This window comes from Ethanoligenens harbinense YUAN-3 (genome assembly GCF_000178115.2).
Taxonomy (GTDB): Bacteria; Bacillota; Clostridia; order Oscillospirales; family Ethanoligenentaceae; genus Ethanoligenens; species Ethanoligenens harbinense.
Genome location: NC_014828.1, coordinates 2,752,226 through 2,766,864, shown reverse-complemented (window position 1 = coordinate 2,766,864; position 14,639 = coordinate 2,752,226). Strand labels below are relative to the sequence as shown.

Annotated in this window: 15 protein-coding genes and 1 tRNA gene; 14 read left to right on the top strand and 2 right to left on the bottom strand. The window is 59.3% G+C overall.

Features of this window, described 5'->3' with window-relative positions:
* The first annotated feature begins 3 nt into the window (after nucleotides 1-3).
* Nucleotides 4-1,206, top strand: coding sequence for a Ger(x)C family spore germination protein (locus ETHHA_RS13025; protein ID WP_013486421.1), 1,203 nt, complete (start codon nucleotides 4-6; stop codon nucleotides 1,204-1,206).
* Nucleotides 1,207-1,436: 230 nt separating this feature from the next.
* Here the strand turns inward: ETHHA_RS13025 and ETHHA_RS13020 are convergent, their stop codons facing one another.
* Nucleotides 1,437-2,876 carry an MFS transporter gene (locus ETHHA_RS13020; RefSeq protein ID WP_013486420.1) on the bottom strand — a complete coding sequence of 480 codons (1,440 nt, stop codon included), beginning with the start codon at nucleotides 2,874-2,876 and terminating at the stop codon, nucleotides 1,437-1,439.
* Nucleotides 2,877-3,021: 145 nt separating this feature from the next.
* On the opposite strand from ETHHA_RS13020, the gene ETHHA_RS13015 reads away from it, so the two are divergent.
* Nucleotides 3,022-3,897, top strand: a complete 876-nt coding sequence (locus ETHHA_RS13015; protein WP_013486419.1) for a LysR family transcriptional regulator — start codon at nucleotides 3,022-3,024, stop codon at nucleotides 3,895-3,897.
* A gap of 68 nt (nucleotides 3,898-3,965) precedes the next feature.
* On the opposite strand, the gene ETHHA_RS13010 is transcribed toward ETHHA_RS13015, so the two are convergent.
* A tRNA-Pro gene (locus ETHHA_RS13010) sits at nucleotides 3,966-4,042 on the bottom strand.
* A 531-nt stretch (nucleotides 4,043-4,573) separates the two neighbouring features.
* Between ETHHA_RS13010 and flgB the strand changes: the two genes are divergently transcribed.
* The 12 genes from flgB to ETHHA_RS12950 all read left to right on the top strand — a co-directional run bounded on the left by flgB (nucleotide 4,574) and on the right by ETHHA_RS12950 (nucleotide 14,540).
* Nucleotides 4,574-4,951: a flagellar basal body rod protein FlgB gene (gene flgB / locus ETHHA_RS13005; protein ID WP_013486418.1), complete on the top strand. Its 378-nt coding sequence runs from the start codon at nucleotides 4,574-4,576 to the stop codon at nucleotides 4,949-4,951.
* A gap of 5 nt (nucleotides 4,952-4,956) precedes the next feature.
* Nucleotides 4,957-5,388, top strand: coding sequence for a flagellar basal body rod protein FlgC (gene flgC, locus ETHHA_RS13000; protein WP_013486417.1), 432 nt, complete (start codon nucleotides 4,957-4,959; stop codon nucleotides 5,386-5,388).
* A gap of 102 nt (nucleotides 5,389-5,490) precedes the next feature.
* Complete coding sequence (gene fliE, locus ETHHA_RS14825) at nucleotides 5,491-5,802, top strand: flagellar hook-basal body complex protein FliE (protein WP_049776623.1); 312 nt, start codon at nucleotides 5,491-5,493, stop codon at nucleotides 5,800-5,802.
* Between the two features lie 28 nt (nucleotides 5,803-5,830).
* The gene (gene fliF, locus ETHHA_RS12990) at nucleotides 5,831-7,417 is read left to right on the top strand and encodes a flagellar basal-body MS-ring/collar protein FliF (protein WP_013486415.1); all 1,587 of its coding nucleotides are present in this window, start codon (nucleotides 5,831-5,833) and stop codon (nucleotides 7,415-7,417) included.
* Nucleotides 7,418-7,454: 37 nt separating this feature from the next.
* Nucleotides 7,455-8,483: a flagellar motor switch protein FliG gene (fliG, locus tag ETHHA_RS12985; RefSeq protein WP_041687698.1), complete on the top strand. Its 1,029-nt coding sequence runs from the start codon at nucleotides 7,455-7,457 to the stop codon at nucleotides 8,481-8,483.
* Nucleotides 8,476-9,351 (top strand): FliG C-terminal domain-containing protein, encoded by an 876-nt coding sequence (locus ETHHA_RS12980; RefSeq protein ID WP_041686887.1) that lies wholly within the window; start codon nucleotides 8,476-8,478, stop codon nucleotides 9,349-9,351. Before fliG ends, ETHHA_RS12980 begins: the two co-directional genes overlap by 8 nt.
* 31 nt (nucleotides 9,352-9,382) lie before the next feature.
* On the top strand, nucleotides 9,383-10,033 hold the full coding sequence (locus tag ETHHA_RS12975; RefSeq protein WP_137143919.1) for a FliH/SctL family protein: 651 nt from the start codon (nucleotides 9,383-9,385) through the stop codon (nucleotides 10,031-10,033).
* Nucleotides 10,014-11,315: a flagellar protein export ATPase FliI gene (fliI, locus tag ETHHA_RS12970; protein WP_013486411.1), complete on the top strand. Its 1,302-nt coding sequence runs from the start codon at nucleotides 10,014-10,016 to the stop codon at nucleotides 11,313-11,315. Before ETHHA_RS12975 ends, fliI begins: the two co-directional genes overlap by 20 nt.
* 15 nt (nucleotides 11,316-11,330) lie before the next feature.
* Nucleotides 11,331-11,768, top strand: coding sequence for a flagellar export protein FliJ (locus ETHHA_RS12965; protein WP_013486410.1), 438 nt, complete (start codon nucleotides 11,331-11,333; stop codon nucleotides 11,766-11,768).
* Nucleotides 11,769-11,800: 32 nt separating this feature from the next.
* Nucleotides 11,801-13,642 (top strand): flagellar hook-length control protein FliK, encoded by a 1,842-nt coding sequence (locus ETHHA_RS12960; RefSeq protein WP_013486409.1) that lies wholly within the window; start codon nucleotides 11,801-11,803, stop codon nucleotides 13,640-13,642.
* Nucleotides 13,643-13,657: 15 nt separating this feature from the next.
* Nucleotides 13,658-14,128, top strand: coding sequence for a flagellar hook assembly protein FlgD (locus ETHHA_RS12955; RefSeq protein WP_013486408.1), 471 nt, complete (start codon nucleotides 13,658-13,660; stop codon nucleotides 14,126-14,128).
* A 28-nt stretch (nucleotides 14,129-14,156) separates the two neighbouring features.
* On the top strand, nucleotides 14,157-14,540 hold the full coding sequence (locus ETHHA_RS12950; protein ID WP_013486407.1) for a TIGR02530 family flagellar biosynthesis protein: 384 nt from the start codon (nucleotides 14,157-14,159) through the stop codon (nucleotides 14,538-14,540).
* The last annotated feature ends 99 nt before the right edge of the window (nucleotides 14,541-14,639 follow it).

Genomic DNA, 14,639 nt, shown 5'->3' with positions numbered 1-14,639 from the left:
TGTATGAAAAAACTGTGCGCGATGCTGCTCTGCTTTTCCATGATGTTTTTGACCGGATGTGCATGCTGGGATGAAAAAGAGATGAATGAAATCGGCATTGTGACCGGCATTGCCATTGACAAAGATGCGCAAACCAATCACTACCAGATTACCCTGCAGGTCATACTGCCGGGGAACATGCAAAAAAACCAGGAGAACAACAAAAAACCATATAAAGATATTTCCAGTGAAGGGGATACATTTTTCAGTGCCCAACGGAAATTATCCCAAAAATATGAAAGGAGTCCATTTTATTCACATAACGGCCTAATTATTGTAGACGAAGCGGTTGCAAGAGAAGGAATGAACAACATTCTGGACTTTTTTACCAGAGATATCGAATCGCGTGACAACATGCTCCTTGCGGTTGCCAAGGATACCAAAGCGCGCGATGTTTTGGATTACGATAACAAAACGGAACGCATTCCTTCCATAGCGCTCAGCAAATTTGATAATGTTTCGTTCAGAAACCCCGGATCGGTTTATAAAACCCTGCTGGATTTCAATCAAAGCTGCTATGCGTACGGCATGGATCCGCTTTTGGGAATCTTTAGTTTAACACCGGAAATGAATTCTCTGCAAACACAGACGGGTACGCAAAGCGCAGACGGGCAGCAAACGGATATCAACTACGCAGGCAGCGCGGTTTTTGCGTTTGACAAATTTCAGGGCTTTTTAAGCGAAGACGAAACGACAGCTTACAATTTTGCGGCCGGCAAAATCAAAAGTGCCGTCGTCAACGTCAATGGTTTGCAAGACCAAAACTCATTGATTACGACGCAGGTGCTTTGCGAGCATAGCCACATCGAGCCGCATTTTAACGGCTCGGAGATTTCTTTTGATATCAATATCAGCGATGTTTCCAATATTGACGAAGTACACGACGATACGGATGTAACGGATATCGACGTGATTGCCAAGCTGGAAGAGGAACACAACGAAAAAGTGAAAGCCCTTGTGGAAGAGCTTCTGAACAAAACGCAAACGGAATATAAGTCGGATATATTGGGGCTGGGTCAGAGCTTTTACAAAAAATATCCCCGCCAATGGGAAAAAATTAAGAATAACTGGCCGGAAATCTACCCCACCGTGCGATGCAATGTGATCGTAAAATCCACTTTGGTGCGAACCGGTATGACCAATAACAAAAATAAAGCGGAATATTGAGTGGATACGTTATGGTCCCGGCACCCGTCGTCCATGACGACCGGGCGCTGTCATACCGAACCGGAATATCAAGAAGGTCCGCGATGTTCGTCTTTACACGGCGATAGGAATCCGCGTTTGACCTCATAACCGTGCAGTTGATGCGGATGTTTTTGTCGGTAAAGTACCGCAGGAGCTTGACCGCCCGCACCGGCCTTTTCAAACGAGCCTGCAACACCCGTGATGCGGGCTTACCGTGCGTGCGGGATTGTTTTTCGTCTGGTGCGAATGAAAAACAGTGTGGTTATGACGGAAGCTGCTGTAAAAATCGCAAAAATACGAAAGCTTACGTCGGCGGATAGAACAAGGGCGTGTCTCTGAACCGCAGATTCCGCTCCGCCTGTTCCGGCCATTGCCCGCGTCACCAACACAGCCGGCACACCGATTTCCATCAATAGCAGGACAAAGGTCTGGCTGACGGCCCGGGAAGCATAATTGACCGTAAAAAACATGCCGGAGGCGATGCCTGCCTGTTTGGCTGGAGCGGTTTCCAAAATGGTCTTGGCGATGGAGGGCCAGGCGAAGCTGTTGGAAACGGAAACCAGAATGAGCGCTCCGGACAAAGCCGGTGTGGAAAGACTGGGCCCCAGGGTTCCGAGCAGCAGAAGCCCGGCTGTTATGCCGGTCAGGCCCACGGCCAGTAATACCGGCGCGCCGACGCGGTCGACCAGTTTGCCGCAAAGCGGGCTGAGGACCAGCTGCGGCACCGAGAGCGGGATGAGAAGAAGCCCGGCGTGCAGCGCATCCAGCCGCAGGGCGCCTTGCAGGTAGATGGTCAGCAGAAACGTGATGGAATAGAACCCGATCATATAGCCTATGGCAATCAGAAGCCCGGTGGAATACTGCCGGTTGAGGAGCAGCCCGAGATCAAAAAGCGGCGATGCGGCATGCTTTTCCGTTCGGATGAACAGGAAGAACAAAACGACTGTGCCTGCGGCCAGAAGAATGACTGCGGGCGAAAGCCAGCCCCAGCCGCCTCCCTCCGAGAGGATGACCATGAGACCGGTCAGCCCAAGGCCGAATGTAAACAGTCCCGCCCAATCCATTTTCGTATCCGTGTGCACACGATCGGGACGGAGCACAAACGCCGCCAGAAGCACGCCGGCTATGGCAAAAGGAGCGGTGAGCGCAAAAATAGAGCGCCAGCCGAGCGTGTCGATCAAAGCGCCCCCGATGACCGGCCCGATGATGGCTCCCAGCACCCAGGATGTCGCGTTGATGCTGACAGCCAGCCCGAGCTCTTTTTTTGCAAATGTCTGCATAATAATGGGAGTTGCTGTGGCAAGCGCCATGGATGCGCCCGCTCCCTGCAAAAACCGAAATGCAATGATGGCGGTGCTGGACCCCGCCAGCGCACATAGGACGGTTGCAATGGTGAAGAGTGAAAAGCCGCCCATAAAGATGCGCTTTTTGCCCACGCGGTCCGACCATTTGCCAGCCGGAAGCAAAAAGACCGTGCTGGTGATCACATAGGCGGTAATCACCCAAAGGCCGGCATCCACGGAGAGATGCAGTCCCTGCATCAACTTGGGCAGCCCGATGATGACGATGGTGGAATCGACGTTTGTGATGAACGAAGCCAGTGTGACGACCGATAAGATCGCCCACTTGTTGGTGGATGTTTGTTTCATAGTAAATTCTCCTGACCGGAACAGGCCGAAGGACGCACCCTCCAGTTTCCTTTTTCTGTTTTCAGTTTACAGGAAAAGCGGCATGATGTAAAATGAATATATGAGATGGATTCGTTCACTTTATGTGATGATAGGGGGGTGTTGAATGGAAAGCGGTGACTTGCGGATTTTTCGTGCGGTTGCGGTGGAAGGAACCGTCACCAAAGCCGCACATGCGCTTGGCTATGTCCAATCGAATGTGACGGCGCATATACGGGCGCTGGAAAAAGAGGTGGGCACCCCGCTGTTCCAGCGGCAGCATGGGATGGTTTTGACACCGGCAGGTGAAAAGCTGCTGCCGTATGCGGAACAGGTCCTGCGTATGCTGGACGAGGCACGCTATGTACTGCAAGACGACGGAAAACCCCAGGGCAGGTTGGCTATCGGCACATACCACCCTGTTTCGGCTGTCGATCTGCCGCAGATTTTTGCGCGGTATCATCGCAATTTTCCGGATGTGGAGCTTTCGTTTTTAACGTTGCCGTCGGCGGATCTGGTCGATCAGATTCGACATTTTAAACTGGACGGCGCGTTTATCGCCGCAACGAACTACGATCAGGAAACGCTTGAGGAAGTCTGGACGACCGATCTGGAGCTGGTTCTGATCGCTCCTCCGGCCGTCAGGCGCCTACAGGATGTTTTCACACTGCCGTTTTTAATGAATACGGTCGGCTGTTATAAACGGATGGCACTGGAAGAATATCTGCGTTTTAAAGGGCTTCCCGGTGTCCGGTATATGGAATTTAATAATATCGACGCCATTGTAAACGGTGTGATGGCCGGATTGGGGGCCTCGTTTGTGATGAAGCAGGTCGTCATGCAGAAAGAACAGATGGGCTTGCTGCGCACGTTTGCGGTCCCGCCGCAATTCGGCACCATGCGCACCTGCTTTGTGCGGGCAAAAGGAGTTTCACCCTCCGCCACTCTTTTGAGATTTGTTGATATGCTTTGTGAAGAAAGCGATATGCCGGCCTATGGATAATATACGGGCACAAAGCAACACGCCCTCCACAACAGTGAAGGGCGTGTTTGTCTGCGGGCACGGCCCGCTGGTCGAGGCGACAGGACTCGAACCTGCGGCATCTTGGTCCCAAACCAAGCACTCTACCAAACTGAGCTACGCCTCGAAATGCGGGATTATTATATACTAGAGGTTTTCAATTGTCAATACCCGGGACAAAAAAGAACAATGATGTATATATTTTGTAAATTATTCCATAAAATTCAGCATCAAACAGACAGAAAACGACAAAAAACTGTAAAAATTTTGTATATGGATTGACATCCTTCTCCAAAACATACTATTATGAATATGCGGTTGACCGAATGGGATTTTCCTCCCGGCCATTTTAAGGGGAAACCGCGCAAATGCCTGTGGCGGACCGCGGCACATTTTCGTAAAAAGGGTGCGGTTTCTTACAAGAATCCGGTTGCGTATCACAGGCGGGCGCAGTATAATAAATGCTGTGTATAAAAGCTGGAAAAATGACGAAAAGTTTGGGATTGTGGGGAGATTTGACGAAGCCAGGAGCAAGGCGCCGGTTCTTCTCCGGGGGGCATGTCACCAATGTTTGAGCCTGTTCCCGAATGTGAATATACGCTCAGAGATGCGTCAGGATGCCGTTCGTCAAATACTCAGGAAGGGGGACGAGTGCGCCGTGTCGGGTTCTATCAATATGCTTTCGATGGATGCAGGTACCAAGGCGATCGACGCGCTTTGGCAGCGCAGCAATGTGATCAGCGACAACGTCGCCAATGCGGATACCCCGGGTTACCAGCAGAAGAGCGTTTCTTTTGAAGACCAGCTCAGCCAGGCGATCTCCGACGGCAGTCTAAGCGCCGGTGAGCTGGACAGCGTTTCGCCTCAGGTGCAGGTGGAATCCGGAACCATCAGCAGTTCCGACTCCAATGGTGTGGATATGGAAACGCAGATGGTGGAGCTGATGCGCAACCAGCTGCAATACAGTTATTTGACACGGGGCGTTTCGGATCAGCTTTCCATGCTGAAGACGGCAGCCTCCGGCGGGGAGGGTTGACGGCCGTGTTTTTGAATGCACTGAATATTCCCGGGTCGGGACTGACGGCGCAGCGCCTGCGGATGGACGTCATCTCCGAAAACCTGGCCAACCAGGATACGACGGAGACGGCCGACGGCGGTCCTTACCAGCGCAAGACGGTTTCGTTTTCAGAGCGCACGCAGCCGACGTTCGACGGCTATCTGGCCGGCGCCACCGGCGAAGGGCCGGGCGGCGTGCAGGTCGATGCGATCGAGACCGATTCTTCCGATTTTAAACTTTCGTATGACCCGACAAACCCCAATGCGGGCGCGGACGGCTACGTGCGCCTGCCAAACGTGGACACCGTGACCGAGATGACGGACCTGATGGAATCCTCACGTTCGTATTCAGCGGACGTAACCGCATTTAATGCGCTGAAAGGCATGGCCGTCTCCTCTTTAGATATCGGCAAGTAAATTCGGAAAATTTAGACTCTGTCTTTAAAAATTTTAAATATTTTGTGACCTTGTCCGGCATTTCTGTTATTTGACCCGATAGGAAAGGAACGTGTTACATCCTTGAGTATTTCCATCTTGCCACAAATCGCTTCCCTCAGTCAGACCGGTCTTTCCACCGCACAAACGGCTTCCGGCACGACGGTAGACGGCACGCAGATGTTTGGGGATATCTACAATCAGCTGGTGGACGGTGTCAACCAGACCGATTCCGCCTTTCAGGCCGATATTGTCAAGGCGGCCGCCGGTGAAATGGACAACCCCGCGCAGTTGCTTATCGACAGCAGTAAGGCGCAGGTGGCGCTCCAACTGGCTTCCAGTGTCCGCAACAACGCCCTTCAGGCATACAATACCGTCATGAACATGCAGGTGTAAACAAACCGATGCATGAGGAGGTGTATGCATGGATGCAGGCCTGAAGAAGATCGCGGCCGGTTTGAACCGTTTCTGGACAGGATTGAGCGCGAAAGTCAGAGTGCTGCTTGTGATAGTCGTAGTGGGCGCCATAGTGGGCGCCGTAGCTGCAAACATGCTCCTGACACAGACGCAATATGAACTGATTTACAGTGGGCTGAGCGACGCGGAGTCCGGCCAGATCGTGGCCGACCTGCAGACGCGGGGCATTAAATATAAGCTGGACGGCAACAGCATTTATGTGGATAAATCCGTCGCGGACCAGGCGCGCATGGAGCTGGCGGTGGACGGATATCCGCAGACGACGCTCAATTACTCGGTTTATGAAAGCGGCAACAACTGGGCGATGACCGACAAGGACAAGCAACAGCTTGCCCTTTACCAGATACAGGACCGCCTGCAGAGCACCATTCAGACAATTCCCGGCGTCAAGAATGCCATCGTGACCATCACGCAGGGCAACGACGACACCTATGTGCTCGAATCGGACAAAGTATCGCCCACCGCCAGCGTCAAGCTCACACTCACGCCCGGTACCACGCTCACCCAGAAACAGGTGACCGGTATTGTCAACATCGTTTCGCACAGTGTGTCCGGCCTCTCGGCGGACAATGTCACCGTGGCGGACAGCGACGGTAACACGCTGAATAACACGGGCGACGATCTTTCGGGTGCCACGTCCGACCAGTTGGCGCTGCGTGTGCAGGTGGAAAGCGAGATCCGGCAGAAGGTGCTCTCGGTGCTCGGCCCGGTATACGGCGCGGCGAACGTGCAGGTTTCCCCCGCGGCCATCCTCGATTTTACCACCACCACCACCAACACCACCACCTATTCCGGGCCCGACAACGGCCAGGGTTTCCCGTCCAGTGTCAGTTCCAGCATTACGGTTTCCGGCGGGACCGGGACGGCGTCGGGCGGCACGGTGGGGGTCAACGGCGCGCAGCCGGCATACCCGACCAGCGGCAGCCAGACCAGTTCGCTTTCCGGCACCGTGACACAACAGAACACCAATACGACCTATCTCTACAACCAGGTGCAGCAGCAGGTGCAGGACAAGGGCGGTTCCATCAAGAACCTGACCATCGGCATCATGCTCAACAGTGCCAACCAGGCCATCGCCGGGCTGGACCCCACACAGGTGCAGCAGTTTGTGGCCTACGCCGTGGGCACCGCGCCGCAGAACGTCAACGTGCAGTTGATGCGTTTTGCGTCGTCCAGCGCGGTGAGTTCCGGCGGGAAAGGGTCCGCGAGCGGCACGTCCGGCCTGGGGAGCCCCACCACGCTGCTTACCATCGCGGGCATTGGTGCGGCCGCCGTGGTGCTCATCCTGCTGCTTCTGTTTTTCCTGCTGCGTGGCCGGAAGCGCAAAAAGGCGCTGCAGGAGGAGGCCGAGGCGCAGGCCGAGCAGGCGCAGGCCGCCCAGCCTGTGAAACCCGGGCCGCCCATGTCGGCGGAGCTGGCTCAAAAACTGGATGAGATGCCGGACAACCCGGTGAAAAAGCAGATCGAAGATTTTACAGACAGCAAGCCGGAGCTGGTGGCACAGCTGTTGCGCAACTGGCTGAAGGATAACTGAAGCCGCGTGTGGCGGGACATCGTTTGTGCATGTGGGGGTGAAAGGGTTGGCAAATGCAGCCGCTGGTTCGCAGCTGAACAATAAGACCAAAGCCGCAATGGTGATCATTTCACTGGGGCCGGAGCGCGCCGCGCGCCTCTATCAATACCTGAAGGATGACGAGGTGGAGACGCTCACCGTGGAAGTAGCTTCCATCCAGCAGGTGGATTCCGGTAAGCTCGACGCGGCGCTTTCGGAGTTCTATGAGCTCTGTCTGGCGCAAAAATATATTTCCGACGGCGGCATCGGTTATGCCAAGCAGGTGCTGGAGAAGGCGTACGGTTCCGCAAAAGCCATGCAGCTCATCAATCGCATCACCGATTCGCTTCACGCGCATTCGTTTGAATTTCTCAAAAAGGCCGACCCCAAACACCTGCTGTCGTTCATCCAGTATGAGCATCCCCAGACCATTGCGCTCATTTTGCTCTACACCACGCCGGAGCAGGCGGCCGCCATCCTGGCCGAGCTGCCGCGCGAAAAGCAGACGGATGTGGCCAGACGCATCGCCATGATGGACAGGACTTCTCCCGAGATCGTCAAGGAAGTGGAAAACCTGCTGGAGACCAAGCTCTCCAATGTGGTGAATTCCAATTTCACCGAAATCGGCGGCGTCAAATCCATCGCCGAGATTCTCATTCGCGCCGACCGCGCCACCGAAAAATACATTCTGGACGAGTTCAACAAAACGGACCCCGAGCTCACTGAAGAAGTCAAACGCAGGCTGTTTGTGTTTGAAGACATTATCTATCTCGATTCGCGCGGCATCCAGCGTTTCCTGCGCGAGGTGAACACCAAAGACCTGGTGGTGGCGCTCAAAGGCGCCAACAAAGACGTTGCCGACCTCATCTTCCAGAATATGACCAAGCGCATGCAGGATACCATTAAGGAAGAAATCCAGTTCCTCGGCCCGGTGCGGCTCAGTGAAGTGGAAGAGGCGCAGCAGAAGATCGTGCAGGCCATCCGCAGACTGGAAGAAGCAAACGAGATCGTCATCGGCCGCGGCGGAAAGGATGATATCCTTGTCTAATGTTTTGAAAAGCAGCACCGTGCAGACCGGCGAGCCGATTCTGCTGCACGACGGCATGGCCGATCTCGTGCGGGACCGTTCGGAGAGCGAACGGCGCGTCATCTGGCTTCGCAGAGAGCAGGACATCCGCATGCAGGCACGGGCGGAGTATCTGCGCGCCAAAGTGCAGATGATGTGCACGGGTGAAGAATCCGGGCGCAGGCAGGGCGAGAAAGAAGCCGGGCAGCAGCTTGCGCAGGCGCATGAGCAGAACCGGGCGCGGCTTGCGGAAGCCAGGCGGCGGCAGGAAGAGGCGCTGCGTGCGGCGGACGAGGACTGCGGACGGCAGGCGGAGGCATTCGCCCGGGCGATGGTGGAAAAGATCTTCGGGCAGCATACCGATCTGCCTGAGCCCGTGCCGGACAAGCCGGAGGAAACACGCGGTCTGTTGCCCGTGTCGGACGAAAACCAGGCGCAGCCGTTCCTCTTGTCCGAGCCGGTGCAAGCGGTTGCCGCAGAGCGGTCCACGCCCGTGGAGGACCTGCCCGCGCTGGATGCGGAGGAGGTCCGGCAGGCGGCGGAACACGCCTTTTCAGAGGATGCGCCGGGCCCCGCCGTGTTTTTCAAAGACCTGCCCGGTCTGTCGGCCCGCGCATTGCAGAAAGTACTTAAAAATGTCCGGATGCACGACTTGGCCGTCGCCCTCAAGGGGATGGACGCGGCAGGTTGCGCGGCGCTGCTCGGGGCCCTGCCCAAACGCGCGCAGGAAACGGCCCGGCAGGAGATGGAGTTTTTAGGTCCCGTCCCGCTGGAAGACACGGCGCAGGCGCAGGCGCGCATCGAGAAGATCGCCGGCAGGCTGCTGCGGTCCGGCGGCTTGGATGTGTAAAGCGCCGGGCCCTCACAAGCGGAAAGGAGCGGTGGCAGAGTTGATACGGCATTCGGGACAACAGGATGAGCAGGCTGCGCGGGCGGCAGTCTCTGCGGCCGCTCTGCCGCACGGCGCCAACTGGCAGGATATCCGCGAGGCACGCCTGTGCGGCATGCGCGAGGGGCTTGAGGAAGGCACCCGGGCGGGCCGGGATCAGGTTCTGTCCGCCGTGCGTGACCGGATCGAGCGGGAGCGGGCGGAAACGGAAGCCGCGTGCACCGGCCTGGCGGAACAGACCCGGCAGGAGCTGGCCGCCCGGCAGGACGGGCTGCCCGCCGCGGCCGTGCGGGAAGCGCGCCGCACGCTGGATGAAGAGCTGCACTGCGGCGATCAGCCGTTTCTGCGGCTGTTCGCGCAGGCGGCCGCGCATGTCGGCCGCGCGGAACATGCCGTGCTGCGCGCCAGCCCGTATGGCTGCGGCATCGCCTCCCGGTATCTGGAGTGGATGAAGAAGCAGATCGACGGGCTTCGGAGCCTGGAGCTCCGCCAGACGCCCGGAGACGACGGTCTCTGCATCCTGGAAACGGAGGCGGGCAGCGTGGACGCAAGCGTGGAAACACAGTTCCGGAAAGCGATGCGTCTGATCGGCTTTCCGGACGGGCAGACCGGAGGGGACCGCCATGCTGCAGCAGGCCATTGAAACGATCCGCGCGGCCGATCTCACCGTCAGCCGCGGCAGGGTAGAGCGTGTGACCGGCCTGTCGGTGGAATCGGTGGGCCCCGCGGTGCGCATCGGCGAGGTCTGCCGCATTTTTCCCAACACGGGCGGCAGGCCGGTGATGGCCGAGGTGGTCGGCTTCCGGGACAAAAGTATGCTTCTGATGCCGTATGACAACCTGCAGGGTGTCGGCCCCGGCAGCGTGGTGGAATCCACCGGCCACTCGTTTTATGTGCCGGTCGGCATGGATATGGTCGGCCGTGTGCTTGACGGTGTGGGCACACCCATCGACGGCAAGGGTCCCATCGCGTCCGAGGCGCATTACCTCATCGACGTCGAGCCCGCCAACCCGCTGCAGCGGCCGCGCATCAAAGAGCGCATGCCGCTGGGTGTAAAGGTGATCGACGGGCTGCTCACCTGCGGCAAAGGGCAGCGCATCGGCATTTTTGCGGGCAGCGGCGTGGGCAAATCCACGCTCATGGGCATGATCGCCCGCAACGCGCAGGCCGACGTCAACGTCATCGCGCTGGTGGGCGAGCGCGGGCGCGAACTGCGGGATTTCATGGAGAAAGACCTTCAGGCCGAGGGCATGGCGCGCACCGTGCTGGTGGTGGCCACCTCCGACCGCCCGGCCATGGCCCGTGTCAAATGCGCGCTGGTGGCCACGGCGGTAGCGGAGTTTTTCCGTGACAAAGGCAAAAACGTCATGCTGATGATGGACAGCCTCACCCGTTTTGCCATGGCGCAGCGCGAAATCGGCCTGGCCACCGGCGAGCCGCCCGTGGCGCGCGGTTACACGCCCTCCATCTTCGCCGTCATGCCCAAGCTGTTGGAGCGCTCCGGCAATTTTAATAAAGGCTCCATCACCGGCATCTACACGGTGCTGGTGGAGGGCGACGACATGAATGAGCCGGTGGCCGACACCGTGCGCGGCATCCTGGACGGGCACATCGTGCTCACCCGCGCACTGGCGATGCGGAATCATTATCCCGCCATCGACGTGCTGGCCAGCATCAGCCGCCTGATGCCGGATATCGCCGATCCCGCCCATATGGAGCTGGCCGGAAAGATGCGCCGCCTGATGGCCACCTATGAAAACTATGCCGACCTCATCAGCATCGGGGCCTATAAGCCGGGCAGCAGCGAGGAAGTGGACACGGCCATCCGGTACCACAAGGCCATCGAAACATTCCTTTGCCAGCGTGTGGGCGAGCCGTTTTCGTTCAGCCGGACGATCGACGCCATGCGGCAGGCGCTGGCGTGATGAGGAGGCGGAAGCATGCAGCGATTCAAATTCCGGCTTGCGCCGGTGCGCAATCTGCGGCAATATGCGGAACGCGAGCAGAAAGACGTGCTTGCGCGCGAGCAGCATGCCCTGCGCCTCCTGGAGCAGGAGGCGGAAGCACTGCGGGAGGCCGAGCGGCAGTGGTCGGCGCGGTATCTGCGGGTCTGCGGTGCGGGCGCCGTTCCGGCGGAGATGATGCGTATCCAGTCCTATCTGGCGGAGCTGCGGGCGCGCAGGAAAGACAACGCCGCGCGCATACGGGAGCAGACTGAAACCGTCGAGCAGGCCAGAGAGTTGCTGATGACAAAGATGCAGGCGCGCAAGACCATCGACGCGCTTTATGAAAAACAGATCCGGCTCTATCACCGGGAACAGAAGATACAAACAGAAAAAGAGATCGAAGAACAGATTGCGGCGCGTCTCCACTGGTGAGACCGGGAGCGCGGCGAAAGGGGGTGAAAAAGATGCAGATAACCAATGTAACGCAGACAGCCGTCCAGACGAACGGGAATACCGGTACGGCGGCGGCGCAGGGCGGCGCGGCGGATTTCGCCTCACTGTTGTTTCCGCAGGGAGCCGGAGGGCAGGCCGCCGAGGGTGCGCAGGGTGAGTCGCCCTCCACGGGTGCAGACGCGGGCGGTGATGGCGGCCGGCCTTCCGCGCAAAAGCAGGAGACCGCTGCACAGCTCGTTTTGCAGATGATGGGGCTTCCGTTCTTTGCACAGGCGGTCACGCCGTCCGGCGCGGCTTCCGCGCAGGGTGAGGCGGCCCAGGGAGGCAAGGCCGCTTCCAGCACGACTGTTCCCGTTGCGGCTGGGTCGGTTTTCGCCATGCAGGCGGCCGTTGCCGGCCTGCCCGTGTCATCCGTGCAAACCGGCCTGCCCGTCGCGGCTTCGGCGGCGCAGGGCGGAGAGGTGTTTTCCGTACCCGCAGCGCCGAAGCCCGCGCAGGCGGCGCCTGTAAGCACTGCCGTTTCACAGGCGGCAGCCGTCGCCACGGCGGTGCAAAGCGGGCAGGCGATTCCGGCGGCCGTATCCACCGAGCAGACGGCAGCCGTGCAGAGCGGCGTCCCAACCGTTGCCACGGCGGTGCAAAGCGGGCAGGCGATTCCGGCGGCCGTATCCACCGAGCAGACGGCAGCTGTGCAGAGCGGCGTCCCAGCCGTCGCCACGGCGGCGCAAAACGGGCAGGCGATTCCGGCGGCCGTATCCACCGAGCAGACGGCAGCCGTGCAGAGCGGCGTCCCAGCCGTCGACACGGCGGCGCAAAACGGGCGGGCGATTCCAGCGGCCGTATCCACCGAGCAGGCGGCAGCCGTGCAGAGCGGCGTCCCAACCGTCGCCACGGCGGCGCAAAACGGGCGGGCGATTCCGGCGGCCGTATCCACCGAGCAGGCGTCAGCCGTGCAGAGCGGCGTCCCAGCCGTCGCCACGGCGGCGCAAAACGGGCAGGCGATTCCGGCGGCCGTATCCACCGAGCAGGCGTCAGCCGTGCAGGGCAGTGTTCCAACCATCGCCACAGCGGCACAGGACGCGGCCCCGCCGGCAGCGGGCACCGAACAAGCGGCGCTCCCGCAGCCACTTGTGCTGCCGTCTGCCGGCAGTACGACGCTTGCGGCGTCTGTTTCCGTGCAGGCTTCGCCGGGTGCCAAACCGGTGCAGACAGGCGGCCCGGCGCAGATGCAGGCGGCAGTATCCGGTATCGGTGTGGCTTCGCCGACGGCTGCGGACGAAGCGTCGGATGCCTCCGACAGCGGGAGCCGGACCGGCCCGCACGATGAGCAGGATACCAGGAGCGCTCTGCCCGGGGGTACCGATGCCCAGCCGGTGGGTCAGGCGGTTTCGGCGCAGCCGGTTTTCCGGCTGGCGGAGCCGGCACAGGCGCAGCCTTCGGCCGACACGGGCGCGGCCGCGCAGGTGGCCGACGCGGTGAAGACCGCGTTTGCCGCGCAGCGCAGTGAATTGCGCGTCCGCCTCAGCCCGGAGGATCTCGGCGGCATCACCATCAAGCTGGTGTCACAGGGCGGCGCGCTCACGGTCTCAATCGTGGCGGATAGCCATCATACCGGCCAGATGCTCGCCGCGGGGCTTGAAAGCCTGAAAGGCGCCATGCAGAGCAGCGGCGTGCCCGTGGAAAAGGCGGTGGTGTCTTATACCCAGCCCGACGCGACCGGGCAGAACGCATACCAGCAAAGCGGCCAAAATCCGCACCCGCGGCAGCAGGGGCAGCAGGCGCGGCAGCAGGAGCAGCCTTCCGGAGACACGCAGGCGCCTGCCTTTGCGTCTTTCGTCAACATCACGGCCTAAGAAAGGAGCGTTTGTATGGATATCAGCAGCATTTCATCCTTGGGTTCTTTACCCGCCGCGTCCTCCACACTGTCCACCGATGATTCCAGCAGCACGTTTGGCATGTCGGATTTCTTCACACTGATGACCAAGCAGCTTGAGTATCAGGACCCGCTGGAGCCGACCGACAACAGCCAGTTCATGGCGCAGATGGCGCAGTTCAGCATGGTGGAGCAGACGCAGAAGCTGGCGCAGACGGCGGGCATTCAGGCGGGCACCGCCATGGTGGGCAAGGATGTGCTCTACACCACGACCGATGCCAGCACAGGGGTCAGCGCCACCTCCGAGGGCGTGGTGCAGGCGGTCGATTTCAGTGATTCCTCCACACCGCAGTGCTACATCAACGGCGGCTGGGTCCCGCTCACTGATGTGACGCGCGTCACATCGACCGATCTGGTTTCTTCTTCCGGTTCCTCCACGGACACCTCCTCGTCCACTTCGGCATGAGCAGACACATCGAAAGGGGGATTGTTTGTTGGCAGAGTTTCAGGTAAACAATATCCTGCTGTCGCCGGTCGGTCCCCAGGCACAGGCGGCGCAGGCGGGGCAGCAGGTTGCTTCCGTTTCCTTCGCGCAGGCGCTGGCCGCCGCGCAGGAAGAAGAAAACGGGGTCCGCTTTTCCAGGCATGCGCTGGAGCGGCTGGCCGACCGCCATGTGCGGCTGGACAGCGGCGAGATGCAGAAGCTCGGCCGCGCGGTGGCGCAGGCGGCGGGCCACGGCCTGCGGGATTCGCTTGTGCTGCTCGACGGGCTGGCGTTCATTGTGGACGTGCCCGGCAAGACCGTGGTGACGGCCATGCCGGTGGGCGAGCAGGCAGACCACGTTTTCACCAATATCGACGGCGCCGTCATCGTATGACCCGGTCCTTTCAGGAGGGTCTGCGGGCTTGAATGTCCGATAGCCCGCGGGGTGCGGCGGCGTTTTCCGAACAGATCGTATCATGACAGGCTTGAAAGA